Annotated in this window: 16 protein-coding genes; 8 read left to right on the top strand and 8 right to left on the bottom strand. The window is 69.4% G+C overall.

Translation table 11 applies throughout. The features are described from left to right. Positions 1-16 precede the first annotated feature (16 nt). The gene (locus ACZ4EG_RS41255; RefSeq protein WP_453561533.1) at positions 17-757 is read left to right on the top strand and encodes a hypothetical protein; all 741 of its coding nucleotides are present in this window, start codon (positions 17-19) and stop codon (positions 755-757) included. A 182-nt stretch (positions 758-939) separates the two neighbouring features. On the opposite strand, the gene ACZ4EG_RS41250 is transcribed toward ACZ4EG_RS41255, so the two are convergent. Both ACZ4EG_RS41250 and ACZ4EG_RS41245 read right to left on the bottom strand, forming a co-directional pair. Then, on the bottom strand, positions 940-1,104 hold the full coding sequence (locus ACZ4EG_RS41250; protein ID WP_453561532.1) for a hypothetical protein: 165 nt from the start codon (positions 1,102-1,104) through the stop codon (positions 940-942). 108 nt (positions 1,105-1,212) lie between these two features. Beyond that, positions 1,213-1,638 carry a MarR family winged helix-turn-helix transcriptional regulator gene (locus ACZ4EG_RS41245; RefSeq protein ID WP_453561531.1) on the bottom strand — a complete coding sequence of 142 codons (426 nt, stop codon included), beginning with the start codon at positions 1,636-1,638 and terminating at the stop codon, positions 1,213-1,215. Between the two features lie 75 nt (positions 1,639-1,713). On the opposite strand from ACZ4EG_RS41245, the gene ACZ4EG_RS41240 reads away from it, so the two are divergent. The 5 genes from ACZ4EG_RS41240 (at position 1,714) to ACZ4EG_RS41220 (ending at position 6,489) form a co-directional block, all read left to right on the top strand. Next, complete coding sequence (locus ACZ4EG_RS41240) at positions 1,714-2,385, top strand: MBL fold metallo-hydrolase (protein ID WP_467794270.1); 672 nt, start codon at positions 1,714-1,716, stop codon at positions 2,383-2,385. Between the two features lie 55 nt (positions 2,386-2,440). Next, positions 2,441-3,034, top strand: a complete 594-nt coding sequence (locus ACZ4EG_RS41235) for a hypothetical protein (RefSeq protein ID WP_467794269.1) — start codon at positions 2,441-2,443, stop codon at positions 3,032-3,034. 59 nt (positions 3,035-3,093) lie between these two features. Next, positions 3,094-3,378: a hypothetical protein gene (locus ACZ4EG_RS41230; protein ID WP_467794268.1), complete on the top strand. Its 285-nt coding sequence runs from the start codon at positions 3,094-3,096 to the stop codon at positions 3,376-3,378. 526 nt (positions 3,379-3,904) lie between these two features. After that, positions 3,905-4,381, top strand: a complete 477-nt coding sequence (locus ACZ4EG_RS41225) for a hypothetical protein (protein WP_453561526.1) — start codon at positions 3,905-3,907, stop codon at positions 4,379-4,381. A gap of 128 nt (positions 4,382-4,509) precedes the next feature. After that, positions 4,510-6,489 (top strand): NB-ARC domain-containing protein, encoded by a 1,980-nt coding sequence (locus tag ACZ4EG_RS41220; protein ID WP_467794267.1) that lies wholly within the window; start codon positions 4,510-4,512, stop codon positions 6,487-6,489. Positions 6,490-7,073: 584 nt separating this feature from the next. Here ACZ4EG_RS41220 and ACZ4EG_RS41215 read toward each other — a convergent pair. Then, on the bottom strand, positions 7,074-7,400 hold the full coding sequence (locus ACZ4EG_RS41215) for an ATP-dependent DNA ligase (RefSeq protein WP_467794266.1): 327 nt from the start codon (positions 7,398-7,400) through the stop codon (positions 7,074-7,076). Positions 7,401-7,843: 443 nt separating this feature from the next. On the opposite strand from ACZ4EG_RS41215, the gene ACZ4EG_RS41210 reads away from it, so the two are divergent. Beyond that, complete coding sequence (locus ACZ4EG_RS41210) at positions 7,844-8,500, top strand: hypothetical protein (protein WP_467794265.1); 657 nt, start codon at positions 7,844-7,846, stop codon at positions 8,498-8,500. 595 nt (positions 8,501-9,095) lie between these two features. Here the strand turns inward: ACZ4EG_RS41210 and ACZ4EG_RS41205 are convergent. From ACZ4EG_RS41205 to ACZ4EG_RS41185, 5 genes are all read right to left on the bottom strand, one after another. Further along, positions 9,096-9,242 carry a hypothetical protein gene (locus ACZ4EG_RS41205; protein WP_467794264.1) on the bottom strand — a complete coding sequence of 49 codons (147 nt, stop codon included), beginning with the start codon at positions 9,240-9,242 and terminating at the stop codon, positions 9,096-9,098. Positions 9,243-9,459: 217 nt separating this feature from the next. Next, entirely contained in the window at positions 9,460-10,176 is a 717-nt protein-coding gene (locus ACZ4EG_RS41200) for an SMI1/KNR4 family protein (protein WP_467794328.1), read from the bottom strand. 28 nt (positions 10,177-10,204) lie between these two features. Then, positions 10,205-10,807, bottom strand: a complete 603-nt coding sequence (locus ACZ4EG_RS41195) for a helix-turn-helix domain-containing protein (protein ID WP_467794263.1) — start codon at positions 10,805-10,807, stop codon at positions 10,205-10,207. A gap of 48 nt (positions 10,808-10,855) precedes the next feature. After that, the gene (locus tag ACZ4EG_RS41190; RefSeq protein WP_467794262.1) at positions 10,856-12,481 is read right to left on the bottom strand and encodes an MFS transporter; all 1,626 of its coding nucleotides are present in this window, start codon (positions 12,479-12,481) and stop codon (positions 10,856-10,858) included. 134 nt (positions 12,482-12,615) lie between these two features. After that, entirely contained in the window at positions 12,616-13,749 is a 1,134-nt protein-coding gene (locus tag ACZ4EG_RS41185; protein ID WP_467794261.1) for a hypothetical protein, read from the bottom strand. A 614-nt stretch (positions 13,750-14,363) separates the two neighbouring features. Here ACZ4EG_RS41185 and ACZ4EG_RS41180 point away from each other — a divergent pair. Then, a partial coding sequence (locus ACZ4EG_RS41180) for a hypothetical protein (RefSeq protein ID WP_467794260.1) occupies positions 14,364-14,656 on the top strand: 293 nt, incomplete at its 3' end.

Below are 14,656 nucleotides of genomic sequence, written 5' to 3'. Positions count from 1 at the left end.
GCGAGGAACGAACGACATGCACACCCTGATCCGCACCGAGGTGCTCAAACTGCGCACCGTGCGCAGCCCATGGCTGCTCCTGGCCGCATCCCCCCTCCTTGTGATCGCCGGTGTCAGCGGTCTGGTGGTCTCCAGCGACAAGGTGCTCGATACGGCCATGCAGAGCGGCGCGCTCGCGCACGTGGGCCTGACCTCAATCCTCACGCTGGTGTTCGGGATTCTCGCGGTCGCCGGGGAGTACCGGCACAAGACGATCACCGACACATATCTGAGCACCCCCGCACGAGGCCCCGTCAACGGCGCGAAGCTCCTGGTCTACACCGGCTTCGGCGCAGTGTCCGGAGTGGTGAGCAGCCTCGTCGGCCTCGGCGTCGCCGCCGCCTGGTGGGCGGACAAAGGCGTGTCCTTCGCGTGGACCGACTCTCAGATGTGGGCCACGATCGGCGGCGGCATCGCCTGGGACGCGGCGTTCGCCGCCATCGGCGTGGGAGTCGGCGCGCTCATCCGCAGCCTCGTCGGCGCGGTCGCCGTCGCGCTGGCGTGGGTGGCCCTCGTCGAAGGCATCGTCGGCCAGCTGATCGGAAACCTCGCGCGCTGGCTGCCGTTCAACGCCGGGCAGGCACTCGGCGCCGGGGCCAAGGCAATGACGACCGGGGACCTGCTGCCGCGCTGGGGCGGCGGCGCCGTCCTCGCCGTCTACACGCTCGTCTTCGCGGTGCTCGCCGTCACCACCTCCATGCGCCGCGACGTGTCCTGACCGTGCAGTGCACAGCCACTTGGCTCTGGGGATGCGAGTACCGGACGCCAACACGGCGATCCCGCCGCCGACCCGGACAGCTCGCTGAACCGCTTCAGCGGCAGAGTACGGGTCGGCGGCGGGAAAGTGACTGCCGGGACGACATGGCCAGCATTCTTGCCGTTCATCGGGTCACCGATGGCTCAGCGGTAGCCGAGCTGCGTGCGGACGCGGTCCCCCAGCATTCCGCGATCGAAGAGGAAGCCGAAGATGACGAGGCACAGGCGTTCTTCGACTACGAGGGAGGCTTCCTCGACGAGAGCACCCTCGTCGTCGAGAGCGACGAGGAGTTCGGCATGGGCCGGCACTGGCTCGTCGATACGGCCCGCATGCAGCTGATCGACCGGCTCACCTACCCCTTCGAGGTGTCAGGTCTGCCCAAGGCTCTCGGAGACGGCACCTGGAGACAGGGACGGTCAGCTGCGATCGCCGTGCCGGGCCAGCCGCTTGAGGAGGGCGACGGACTCCGCGAGCTGTTGCTGTTCGGCGGGGGACAGCTCTGCCCTAATGGCCTCGGCGAGCCAGTCGGCTCGGCGGCCGCGACGTGCCTGGAGTGCCCGCAGGCCCGGATCGGTCAGCATGACGAGGACCTTGCGCCTGTCGTCCGGATGGGGCTTCTGGCGGGCGAGGCCTAGTTCCACGAGCTGGCCGACGACCCGCGCCGCCGACTGATGGCGGACCTGCTGCCGGGCCGCGAGCTCGCTGGTGGTCATGGGTCCTTCGCGGTCAAGGAAGCCCAGCACCGCGGCCTGCGCCTGCGGCATGGCATCGGTGGTCCGTGCGTGCCGCACAAGGTTTCCGACGACGGCTCGCAGGTCGCTCGCGATCTCCTGCTCGTTCACGGCATCACCGTACCCACAGGATAGGAATACAGCAATGCTGTACAGTTTGGCTGTATAAAAGAAGGGAGACCAGTCATGCAGATGACTTCACTGGGGCATTCCTGCATACGGCTGCAGCACGAGGGCTGCACCGTCGTCATCGACCCCGGCTGCTTCAGCGATCCGGACGCACTGGAGGGAGCCGACGCGGTGCTCGTCACGCATGAGCACATAGACCACTTCGTCCCCGGCCGGCTGCGGGAGGCCAACGGCGACATCGACATTTGGACCAACCCGGCCGTCGCCCGCCACCTCACCGACCTCGGCGGGCGCGTCCATACCGTCCGGCACGGCGACGTTTTCGACGTCGGCCCTCTGGAATTCCACGTGTACGGGGAAAAGCACGCCACCATCCACCGCGACTTCGCCGAGTTCGACAACGTCGGCTTCCTAGCCGACGGGGTTTTCCACCCGGGCGACGGGCTCACTGTCCCGGAGGAGGAGGTGCGCACGCTCCTTGCGCCGGCCGGTGCACCGTGGGTGAAGCTGGCCGAGGTCGTCGACTACGTCAGGGAAGTCGGACCCGGCGAGGTCTTCCTCGTTCACGACGCGGTGCTGAGCCCCCCGGCGCTGACCGTCCACACTCAGGTGCTGAGCAGCTTGGTCGGCGGACCACACGGCCCGGCCGTCCGCACCTGGTCCGAAGGGGACGGAGGCTGCCTGTCCGGAGCCGGCGGCGCCTCGAGCCAGGTGGTTCCTCGGACCTGACGGCCGACCGGGCCGAGGCGGAGGAGATGCCTCGGCCCGGCAGCCAGCGGGGGAGTTGTCCCAGGCAAGCAACGCCGGCGGCCCCGTCACCCTCACCAACCGGGCGACGGTGGACAACCTCGCGGGTCCCGACCCGGTTGCGGGCAACGACAGCGCCACCACCAGCACCGCGGTGGTCGCCGTCGCCGACCTCGCGGTCACGTCCTTTGCCGCCACGGCACCGCCCACGCAGGTGCTCATCGGGCAGACCCTGGACGTCACACTGCACGGCACGGTGGCGAACAACGGGCCGTCCAGCCCGATGGACGCCGTGGTCCTCACCGCTGCCACCGCCGACGACGGGGCCACCGTGACGCCTTCCTCGTCCACCCGGAACATCACCGCCCTCGAGGCCGGGACTCCGCAGTCGTTCGACAGCACCTTCACCGTCGGATGCGCACAGCCGGGATTGCACACCTACCGGTTCGCCGCGTCCCTCACGCCGGCCCGCTCGGATGACACCGACCCCGTCGCGGCGAACAACCACCGGCCGGCCGAGTTCACCCTCGACTGCGTCGTGCCCGTCGCGATCAACATCAAGCCGGGCGCCAACCCCAACTCCCCAACTCCGTCAACATCCCAGCCGACACCGTCCCCGTCGGCGTCCTGACGACCAAGGCCGGCGAATACGCACTCCCGCTGGACTTCAACGCCACGGCCATCCAGCCGTTGACCGTCCGCTTCGGACCGCGCAGCGTCGTCTACGACGGCACGGGCGGGAGCACGGAAGTGCACAACCGGGGCCACATCGAGGACGTGGCCGAACGCACCACGACTCCGGTCGAAACTGTCAGAGACGGCGACCTCGACATGCTGCTGCACTTCGCCTCAGCGAGCTCCGGTCTCCAGCCGGGAGACACAGAGGCCTGCGCCAAGGGTTCGTTCATCGACGGCGCCACCGGCCGGACCTATCGGTTCTTCGGCTGCGACGCAGTGAGGGTCGTACAGTCCTGAATGTCTGTGGGACACGACAACCCCGTCCGGTACCTGTGACGGGACGACCGGTTCGGCGGCGTTTGGTCGGTGCACACCGCGTGTAGCCGAGACCGCGTTCTGAACGAGGCCCGCACCCTCCCCACGGGGTGCGGGCCTCCGCCATGTCCCCGTCCGGCACGAGAGACCGCCCTACACACGCGCGCGGAACGGTCTCCCATCCCGCGTGACGCCGCAAGCCGTGGCGGGACACCTGCTTGGGGCTGCGGACCCCGGTCGGCGGCCGCAGACGTCTGATGCTCTGCGCAGCCTCCCGCTCCCGCGTTGACAGCACGTGCGGCGGGTCCCCCCGGGGACAGCACCAGGCCTTGACTTGACCACGCCCAATGGGTCGGCGCGGAGAGCGTCCAGGGCGGTAGGGCCCTGTAGTGCGGCGGTGAGCGGCGGGCGGGACCGTCGGTAGAGCGGGACCGTGTTCCCTCAACAACGCTGCGTAGCACGACAGCCGACGCTACCGTGCTGAAGAGGCCACGATTAGGGGGCGGGGATGCTGGAGACGGCGTTGGTGGCGCTGGCGGCAGCGGGCGGTACTGCGGTGGTGCAGGCCGCGGGGACGGACGCGTGGGCTGGACTGCGGCAGGCGGTGGCGCGCTGGTTCAGCCGGAGTGATAGTCAGGGTGAGCAGGCAGAACTGGAGCGACTTGACCAAGCTGCGGCGGCGCTGCAGACCACGGATGCGGCCGAAGCGGAGCGGGCGCGCATCCGCCAAGAGGCTGCTTGGCAGACACGAATTGAGGCCATGCTGGAAGGCCTGGAAGACGCAGAGCGCGCCCAAGCCGCCGACGAGTTTCGGGCTCTGCTGGCTCAGCACGTCCCGCAGGGCGGAGTGTCGACCGGGCCGGGCGGGGTGGCCGCAGGCGGCAACGTGAGCATCAGTGCCCAGCAAGGCTCGATCGCAACGGGCGTGCTTTATGGGGGTGCGAGTATCGGCACCCCTACGATGCCGGATCCGTCCCAGGGCTGAGCGGACCGGCAGTCCCCCGCCCGCCCGCGGCGGCGCCTGGTGGCGTCAGCGCCCGCACCCACAGCCTGGCGGTCGGCTACGTCGCAACCGGCGGGCAGGTCGCCTATCACGCCGCGCCGCGCCCTGCGGTGAGCTGGCCGCACCAGATCGGGGTGCTGCCCCGGCAGGCCGACTGCTTCCAGGACCGCACCGCCGCCGAGCACCTTGAGCAAGCCGTGGCCGACGGTGGCACCGCGGTGCTGTCCCAGGTGCTGGCCGGTATGGGCGGGGTCGGCAAGACCCAACTCGCCGCCCACCACGCCCGCACCCTGTGGCAGGACAAGCAACTGGACCTGTTGGTGTGGATTACCGCCACCACCCGCGCCGCGGTTATCTCCGGCTACGCCCAGGCCGCAGCCGAGGTCCTCGACGCCGACCCCACCGACCCTGGGCAGGCCGCACGCGTGTTCCTAGCCTGGCTAGAATCCAAGTCCAGCATTGCGCCGCGCCGCTGGCTGATTGTGTTGGACGACGTGCCGCAACCGGCCACCCTGGCCGGCCTCTGGCCGCCCGACACCGCTTGTGGCCGCACGCTGATCACCACCCGTAACCGGGATGCCGCCTTCACCGCACCTGGGCGCCGCCGCATCGACATCGACCTGTTCACTCCCGACGAGGCCACGGCCTACCTGACCGAGAAACTCGCCGTCTACCACCGCCGCGATGTCCCTACCCAGATCCGCAGCCTGGCGGAGGATCTGGGGTATCTGCCGCTGGCGCTGGCCCAAGCAGTCCCCTACATGGTCAACAAGCACCTGGACTGCGCCGCCTACCGACGGCGCTTGGCCGACCACGCCCGCACCCTGCCCACTGTGCTAGCCGACGCCAGCGGACTGCCCGACGAGCAGCTGCACACCGTGGCCGCCGCCTGGTCCTTGTCCATCGGCCTGGCCGACCAATTGCCGCCTGTCGGCGTGGCGGGCCCCATGCTGCGCCTGGCCGCCATGCTCGATCCCAACGGTATCCCCACCCCCGTCCTAACCAGTCCACCCGCCCTTGCCCACCTCACCGCCCACCGTGATCCGCCCGCACAACCCGCCGTCTCGGACCAGGAACCGGAACCGGACGGGGATACCGAAAGGGACGTCAGTGCAGAAGGCGCCGGTGACGCGCTGTGGAACCTGCATCAACTCAGCCTTGTCGACTACACTCCAGCCGTCACCCACAAAGCTGTGCGTGTTCACCAGCTCATCCAGCGCGCCACACGCGAATCCCTCCCCAGCAGCGAGACCAGCCGACTGGCGCTCATCGCCGCCGATGCCCTGACCGCGACCTGGTCTCTAATCCGCATCAGCCCCACACCGCTTGGCGAGGCTCTCCGGTCCAACACCGCCGCCCTCGCCAGCCATGCCGAAGACGCGCTGTACCGGCACGAAGTGCACCCGGTCCTCTATCTAGCAGGGCGCGAGGATGGCCCCGGTGCCGCCGACCACTTCCATCACATGGCCGAAGCCGCCATGCACTATCTCGGCCCTGAACACCCCGACACCCTGAACAGCCGGTACCTTCTCGCTTGCTGCCAGCCATTTGGGGATTCAGCCAGCGCCCGCACCGCGAAGCAGGAGCTCCTGATCGACTGCCTGCGAGCGCTCGGCCCTGGCGATCCCCTCAGCCTGCGTATCCGGGGCGACCTACTCCAGCGGGGCCCGGGGGCGGAGTATCCGCCCGGTGCAGCTACCGCCATGCAGGACTTGCTAACCGACTACCTGCGGTTGCTCGGCCCTGACCACCCCGACACCCTGGACGCCCGGTTCCACCTAGTGACGTGCCTAGGGTGGACCGGGGAACCAGCCGAAGCCCTCACCGCAGCCAAAAACCTCCTGGCCGAACACCTGCGAGTGCTCGGCCCTGACGATCTCGACACCCTGGACGCCCGGGGCTACCTGGCTCATTGTCTGCATGCTGCCGGGGATCTGACTGGCGCCCTCACCGTCGCCGAGGACCTGCTCACCGAGCAAACGCGGTTGCTCGGTCCTGACAACTGGGAGACGGCGGACACTCGGAGCCTGCTCGCCGAGCGGCAGAGAGAAGCTAGGGAAAACATCGCTCATCGACCTGGTGTGCAATAGGTGTCCGGACAACACGCAGGCCGAGCGCGAGTGAAAAAGCTTCAGGATTCCCGCGCATCAGCGGCCCCTGCTCCGAGTCGCGCAACAAATCGCCGCAGAGCCACACCCCCCCGAGAACGAGTCTCAGGGGTTCAACGAACCTCCATCACCTCACGTCACACCACACCGGATTTACCTCCAGAGAACATGGCGCGGGTGGGAGTGCGGAAAGTATGTGAGCCGGAGGACCGTGAGGTCCGCCAGGACGAGACCGGCAAGGCTTACGAGCTGACGAGAACGAACGCAGGCGGCCCGCCGGGGCGTAGCGGCCCAGCAGCAGCGTGCGGGGCGCGGCAAGCGACCCCGTAACCGCGCCGATCACGGCTTCAGCGGTAACCCGCCCCTTGTACTCCCGCCACGACCGCACGCCCCCGCGATAGGACTCGTCCAGCCGCTTGAAGCACAGTCCCTCCACCCCGGCCGCCGTCCACGACAGCCACTCCCGCGCCAGAGCCGGGTCGGTCGTCGACGGGCACAGCACCCACGGCGCCGTCAGGCCACGCTCCGCGAACAGTGCCTCCAACGCCGCATGACGCCGCGCATGGTCAGCCAGTCAGGTCGTTGCATTGCTGGACCAGGTCGACGGCCACGAAGTGCGCCGGCCACTCCCGCGCCGCCTGAGCGGCAGTTGCCCCGTGCCGGGCGAGCCGCTGCTGTAGCCGCTCGAACGCCAGCCGGTCCCGCTCCCACACCACCAGCTCGCCATCCAGCCCGGTGTCCTCTGGCAGCTGCGCCAGGGCCGCCGCCCGGATCTCGGGGAACGAGGTCGTCATGTCCGTGCCGCGCCGTGAGCGCAGCAGCACCCGCCCGGCCGCGTACACGGCGAGCTGCGCGCGGCAGCCGTCCTTCTCCAGACTTCGACGGGTATGCACGTATGTGGCGCGACGGGCAAGGCGGCGCGACCGGCAACGAGCGCGGCCTCTGTCACCCGATGCGCCACTACACTGCGCCGTGGCACCACAGGACGCACACAGCAACTGGCCGAAAGCGAACGGGGAGCGGCATGGCTACGGGGGGATGGGGGCCGGGAAACGGCCCGGGTCAGCCTGGCAGCAACGGACCGGGAGGCCAGGGCCGCTGGGGCGATCCCTACGCACCACCGCAGGGCGGCCCGTACGGTCCGCCGCCACCGAATCCGGGCCCGAACCCGAACCAGCCTCCTTACCCCTACGGCCCCCAGCCCACGAGGCCCGCCGTCCGGCGTTCCCGCGGCTGCCTGTCGTATGTCTCACCCTTCGGGCTCGTCTCCGCGATCCTGCGCTCCGCGCACCGCGTCGCCACCAGGCTCTTCGCGCAGGAGGGTGAAGGCCGGATCGTGGACCGCACCGTGGACCGCGTCCAGCTGGCCCGCACGGTGCTCGGTGCCGCCGCCACCATCGCCCTGATCCTCGCCTACAACGTGGACCGGAGCCGCTGGGAGGACGCGGCGTGGAGCGGCGTCGCCAACCTCATCGTCGCTCCGTTCGTGCTGATCATCGCCGCGCCCCTGGTCATCCTCGCATTCATCTACTATGCGCCCCCGCACCTGCGGCCGCATCTGCGCTCCCGGCTGCGCGCTCCGCTCAAGGCGGTCGGCTGGTACGTGCTGACGTTGGTCGTCATCGGCGGAATCCTCGTCCTTACGGCCCTGACCGTCGACGACCGCGACGGGAAGAGCTGGTGGGAATACGTACTGGCCGTCGCCGCGCTGATCGTGATCGTGTGGGGTTTTCCCTTCTTCTTCATGGCGTCGCTGTACTCGGCCCGCAGTGCCTTCAACAGCGCCCAGGTCCACCCGATGCTGCCGCCCGTCCTAACCCTGGCGCTGGTGTGGGTGTTCGCGGTCTTCAACCTGATCGGTGACGGCATGCCAGGGGGCCCGCCCATCGTCCAGTTCTGCTCCACGCTGGGCGGGCCGCTGTCGGTGACCGCCGTCTCGCTGTGGGAACTGCGGCGGATGAGGACCCGTTTCGGCGTCACCTTGCGCGCCTGATCCGGCTTCGGGGGCCCCGCTCCCAGGTGAAGCGCGGACCTTCGGTGAAGGGGTGTGAGGGTTCTCAGTGACAAAGCCAGGCGTGCCGGCCTGGAGGTTTGGCTGGCTGGTGGTTCAGCACTCGCAGGTCGGCCCGTTACTCGTACCGGTACTTCAGCGAGTCCGCCTCCGCCTGTTCGATGTCGGCGATCGTCAGTCGGCTGGGCGTCCGCCGGCAGCCATTGCTCCGGCTTCCAGTACTGGGTGACCCAGACGTCTTCGCAGTACGACCGCAGGTGGGGCACGGTACTGACGAAGTGGGTCGGTTCCGGCAAGAAGCAGATCGACCTCGGCTGGGAGGTGACGGCCAAGGTGGGGACCGGCGGAAATGACGCCATCGCCAACTTCGGCATCTCCGGTGACACCCGAGTGCGGGAACTGGCCCCCCGCTGCGACACTCTCGTTGCCGGTGCCAAGCCCGGCTGCACGCTGCCTACTTCCACTCGACCTTCACCGTCGACACCAACCTGTACCCAGCCGCCGGCGCGTACTACTGGCTGATGCAGGAACGCCTTCCCGACCACGCCGGCGCACGCCGTTGGGATTTCCTGCTGCACTACCTGGGTCCCGACACGACGGTGAAGAACTCCGCCGGCGACCCCTGGACGACGGACGACAGCCGCAAGGTCGTCTGTCCCACGTCGTGGAAGAAACACACGGCGGACAGCTCCGTCGGCGCCACGGACTGCGACGAATACGCCATGGCGTCCACCCATGAATCGGGCGGGTTCCCTGGCGGGGTCAACCAGGTCTCCGGCGGAGACCAGTGCGCCCAGTACTTCACGGACCGCATGACCAACGGGAACACCGAGTGGCAGGGCCGCAATCAACGCCACCCAGAACGAGAAAGCGTTCAGCAAACTCCCTGTCGCCAGATGGCGCCTGCTCGACAACGATGGATACTTCGTCAACCTCCCCGGCTACGCCCACTGCCAGGGCGCGGACAAAACCTGTACCTGGAAGAAGATCGGATAGCCGGTAAACGCGAGAAGGGGCCCGTCGTGGGCCCCTTCTTTGCCTTGCAGCCACTCATGCCAGCGGACGCCACCCACGCTGCTCGTCCTCGTCCAGGGCACTGTCCAGCCACACGAGCCGGCCGTCCAGCAGACCAGGCGTCCCCCCCCGGTGGCGAGCGCCGGAGTCTCCAAGCTGTCCGCGATCTCTTCGAGGTAGGTCACCAGGGAGTGCTGCGGCTTGGTGCCGTCCGGCAAGAGGTACTCGTACTTGGACCAGTGCCACATCAGCCCGGACGCGCTGTCGAGATATGTGCCCAGAACGGTGTCCTCCTCACCGACGGAGAAGACGGGAATCCATGGCCGCTGCCATACGACGATGTCCTCTTCACCCGGGACACCAGGGGTCGCGTATTCCTGCTCCGTCTCCGCCTGGAACTCCATCTTGCGTCGGTACACCTCTATGACGTCGTCCAGACGCATCAGGGAGCGATTATCGAGCCAGAAGCCGCCGCCGTTGACGTTCCCGCCCGAGACGAGTCCCCACAGCGTCCGCAGCTCCGCCGGCGCGGCGAACCCCAACGCCGCCTCCACGGCTGCAATCTCCTCTGCGCTCGCACGGTTTTCTCCGGTCCGCGGGAGTAGTCGATCTCGTTCTTGATGCGGTGCCCGTCCGGCGACCAGCCCGGTGCCGGTGGGAAAGCGCGGGGGATCACCGGGCCGAGTTCGTCGGCGCAGACCACCGTCGCGCCGGCGGGCGGGCTGGTGTAGAGCTCGACGATCCGCGTCCTTTTCCCTCGAAGTCCGGATCCTTCGAGCGCGTCCAGGATCGCGTGCGCCGCCAGCGGACCCCTTCCGCGAGCAGAATCCGGCGCACCTGGGAGCGGCTGACCTCGATGCCCAGGTCCCGGGCCACGGCGACCAGCGTGTCCAAGGTCCATTCCGAGGGCCCTGACTCGTTGGCGGCCCACATCTCGTTCGACGGCTGCACCTCGAGTCGGCCGGGTGGGGTCTGCCTGACCAGGCCGACGATCCTCGAGCGTTCGGCTTCGGTGATCCTTCGCTTGCGGCCCTGCCCGCCCAGATCCTCCAGGCCCTCCGGCCCCAAGCGGTTGAAGCGGTGCAGCCAGCGACGCACCGTCTTCTGACTGCACCGCAACTCGTCGGCGATCTGCGGGACCAGCCACCCGTCCCAGCTCAGCTCCACCATCCGGCACCGCTCCACCACATCCTTCGGCGCCTTTCTGGCCGACGCCAGGCGGTGGACCACCGCTTGCTCGCCCTCGTCACGGCCCGGCCGTGCCCTCAGCACCATGACCCAGCACCCGCCCCCGAGTACCCGCAACCGCCCCGCAACCAGCAGCTATACCCACCGAAAGCGGAATCCAGCACTAGGTACATGAGTGTCCTCTCCGGCTGAGTGGAGGATGCCCGTGCTCGGTTGCTTGGGTCGTTGTCGGCCTCTCCGCGTGAGCCCCGTGGATGTGGCCGCCGGTGCGGCGGTCAGCCCGGCTCGTTCCCGGCCTCGTCGGCGGGAGCCGCCGGTCGGGTACGGCGCGTCGTCATCACACCGGCGGCCGCCGCGGTGGTGGCCAGGAGCAGGGCGGCTGTGCCGAGGGCGTGTTCGGCCGCGGTGCGGGGGCCGCCGGTCGAGGTAGATCCCGCCGATGAGGGCGACGCCGAGCGTTCCGCCGAGTTGTTGGACGGCGTTGAGTAGTCCCGCCGCGGAGCCGGTCTCCTGCGGTCCGACGGCTCCCAGCGCGGTGGTGAAGAACGGTGGCGTGAACAGCCCGGAGCCCAGCCCTGCCAACGCGAGGGCGAACGGGAGGGCCGTCGGGTAGGCGTCGGGGTCGGCGGCGCGGTAGGCGAGCGCGGCGCCGGCCAGTCCGCCGGCGAAGATTGCGATGCCGGCGTGCATGACGCGGGCGCCGTACCGGGGGACGAGGTGGCTTCCGGCGGCCCAGGAGGCGACGGCCAGCCCCGTGGACCAGGGCAGCAGGCTGAGTCCGGCGGTGAGCGGCCCGTCATCGAGGCCGAGTTCGAGGTGGAGGACGACGGCGATCATGACGCCATTCATCACGGCGAAGAACAGAGTGGACGTGACCAGTGCTGCGGGAAAGAAGCGGCCGCGCAGCAGGGCGGGTTCGATCAATGGGGCTTTGCCGCGGCGGGCGGTGCGGCGCTGCTGGACGACGAACACCGTCAGGACGACGGCGCCGGCCGCCGCGGTCGCCCACGCCGCGGGCCCGGGGCGGCCGGTGGCGAGCGGGCACACCAGCAGGGCGGTGCCGAGCATGGCCAGGGCGGTGCCGGCCGGGTCGAGGCGGGGCCGGACGGGGGCGCGGTCCTCGCGCAGCCGGGGTGTGGCCGCCAGGACGCTGGCGGCGAGGGGGAGGTTGACGAGGAAGACGGCGCGCCAGGAGGCGCCGAGCAAGTCGGCGTGGGTGAGGACGCCGCCGAGCGCGGGGCCGGCAACGGCAGACAGCCCCATCACGGGACCGATCATGCCGAGGGTCTTGGACAGTTCGGGGCCGGTGAACATGGCGCGGATCAGCCCGAACGTCTGCGGGATGATCGCGGCCGCGGCGGCCCCTTGCAGGGCGCGCAGGATGATGAGAGCGGCGGCGGTAGGAGCGAGTGCGCACGCCAGGGAGGTGGCGGCGAACGCGATAACCCCGGCGCGAAAGACCCGCTTGTGGCCGTGGATGTCGCCGAGGCGGGCGCCGGTGAGCAGGCCGAGGGCGAAGGCAAGGGTGTAGGAGGCGCTGAACCACGGGATGGTAGCGCCCGCTCCGCCGAGTTCGGTGTGGATGACAGGGGCGGCGACCTGGACGATCGTGGCGTCGAGCAGGTTCATGGCCTCGCCGGCAAGGAGCGCGGCGAGTGCGATCCAGCGCCACCGGTACGGCGCGGGCGCTCCGGCAGAGACGGGCTTGGCGGGCACCGGTTCCGGCTCGCGGCTCTGCGGAAGGTCGCGCTCGCGGCGCATGGGGCTTACCGCGAGGATGAGCCGGCAGGAAGCGACGAGGCTTTACGACACCACCGGCCCCACACCGGCTCTCGCGCCGGCAGTAGGTGCCGGTGGTGCCTACGCTCCCGGCGTAGGCACCCCACCGCCTCCACTCAGGCGCAGGTGACGGTCACCTGGCCGCTGCCGCCGTTGCTGGAGAAGCTGATCGTGAACTGGCCGTTCTGGGGCTGCTGCTCGGTCCGGCCGGCGAGCGTGATCTCCTGCGAGGTGTTGGCGGCGAGGGTCCCTCCGCTTTGGCTGACGGTGACCCCCGCAGGCAGGGCGCCGACCGTCCAGCGCAGGCTGCCGCTCCCGCTGTTGCGGACGGCGAACGTGTTCGGCCATTCGCCGTTGGCGCAGTACTCCTGCACGCTGGTCGGGCTCAGCGCCAGCACCGGCGCGCTCGACTGCTTCGGCGGCGCCTGCACCTGCGAGGCGTTGCCCCTCCCGGCGGGCGACGGCGGGGCGGACGCGCGGGCCGTCGGCGAGTTCACCGCGGTGGGCGAGGCGCTCGCGCTGGGCGGCGGCGCAGGGCTGTCGGCGGAGGCCGAAGCCGAAGTCGAGGCCGAAGATGCGGGGGCGGGGCCGCCGGCAGGGGTCACCGAAGCCGCGGGCGTGGGCGAGGCGGCGGCCTGCGGCGTGGTGGTGGCCGGATCGTTGCCGAGATGCCGCCCCACGATCACCCCGCCCAGGGCGACCACGACGATACCGCCGCCGATGACCAGCGCCATGAGCTTCCGCTTCTTGGCGCTCTTCTGATGGGGCCTGTTCTTCGGATGCTCGGTACGCCCACCCTGGACGATGATGCCGTGCCCGACCGAACGGGGGTCGTCCTGCTTGGGCCCAATGGCCCGAGGATCATCGGTCCCACCGGTACCCCGCCCGCCTTGGACGATGATCCCACCCTGCACGATGATCCCGTCGTCCCCTTCGAGCCCGCCGATGGCCCGGGGGTCGTCCTGCTTGGGGCCGATGGCCCGGGGGTCGTCCTGCTTGGGGCCGATCGCCAGCGACGGGTCGTGGGGGCCAGTGGCCGTGCGTCCGCCCTGGACGATGATGGCGTCCGGGTTCGGGGTCGGGTCGGTGAAGCCGCCGCCGGGGCCGGGGTCGGCCCCGTGGGACGCGCTCGGCGTATGCTCGCCGCCGAGGTTGTCCGCTGCAGACGGATCAATGGCCTCCCCGTGCGCGTGGGCTGCCGCGTCGCTCTCCGGACGAGGCACTCCCGGCTCCCGTCTACCGTCGCTCATGGCGCAAAACCCCCCAATTGATCAATTGAACTATCGAAACCTGACCTCTTCACCGCCGCCATGACCCATGACGTCGAGGCTGCTCACAATTAGCCACTGTTGAGCGACAAGGTCCAGCCCAGGAACGTGACGACGACGTCCCGGTCTCGTACCGAAATCTCCGCACGGACGACTGCACGAGCCAGGGCGGACCAGAAGCAGAGGTGAGGCAGGCGGTACGACCACGGTTCGACTTCTTCTTCCCCGCGCAACTGAGCGGGTACGAGCACCACCGGGACTTCATGACAGCAGCCCTGTACACAGCGCCTGGTCACGTCAGGCCGAGTTCTCGCTGTACATCGTGCTGAGCAATCGGACGCCGGGTGGGGTGTGTGCGCCGGAGTGGCCTGCCGCCTAGCAGGGCGCCGGGGCGCGGCCTTGGGCGTCCTCAGGGGCTGTCGCGTCGGCGTCGGCAGCCCGGCCCCCCGACGTCGGCGCGTGGTGCCTTTGCTGATGCGGATGGGTCTGATCGACCTAATCAGGGTGTGTTGGCCAGGCGGTCGGGAACGCCGGTGCGAGGATCGGGTTACCGATCTTGCACCTCCATCGGTTCTGCTCTTGAGGGAGACCACCGGATGCCGAGGGTTCGTTTGTGCGCCCGCTTGCTCGTTGCGCTTCTGCTGATGCTGGCGGGGATGGCAGCCATGGGCGCGCCTCCGGCCCATGCCGCGACTGAACAGATCACCGTAAGCCTGTACAGAGTGGTCGAACTGTCGTGCGACGAGGGTGCCGGTGAGGCCTGTGGTAACGACTACTATCCGAAGTTCGAGATCGACCACCAGGGGCTGTTCGACGGCAAGAGCGATTACTGCTGCGCCCACGGAGCCGACTTCAGGACCAACTGGGTCCGTCAGGCGACCGTGGACAC

The sequence above is a fragment of the Streptomyces sp. NPDC025638 genome (assembly GCF_055558775.1).
Note: the sequence above shows the minus strand (reverse complement) of the source record. Positions and strands in the feature narration are given on the sequence as shown.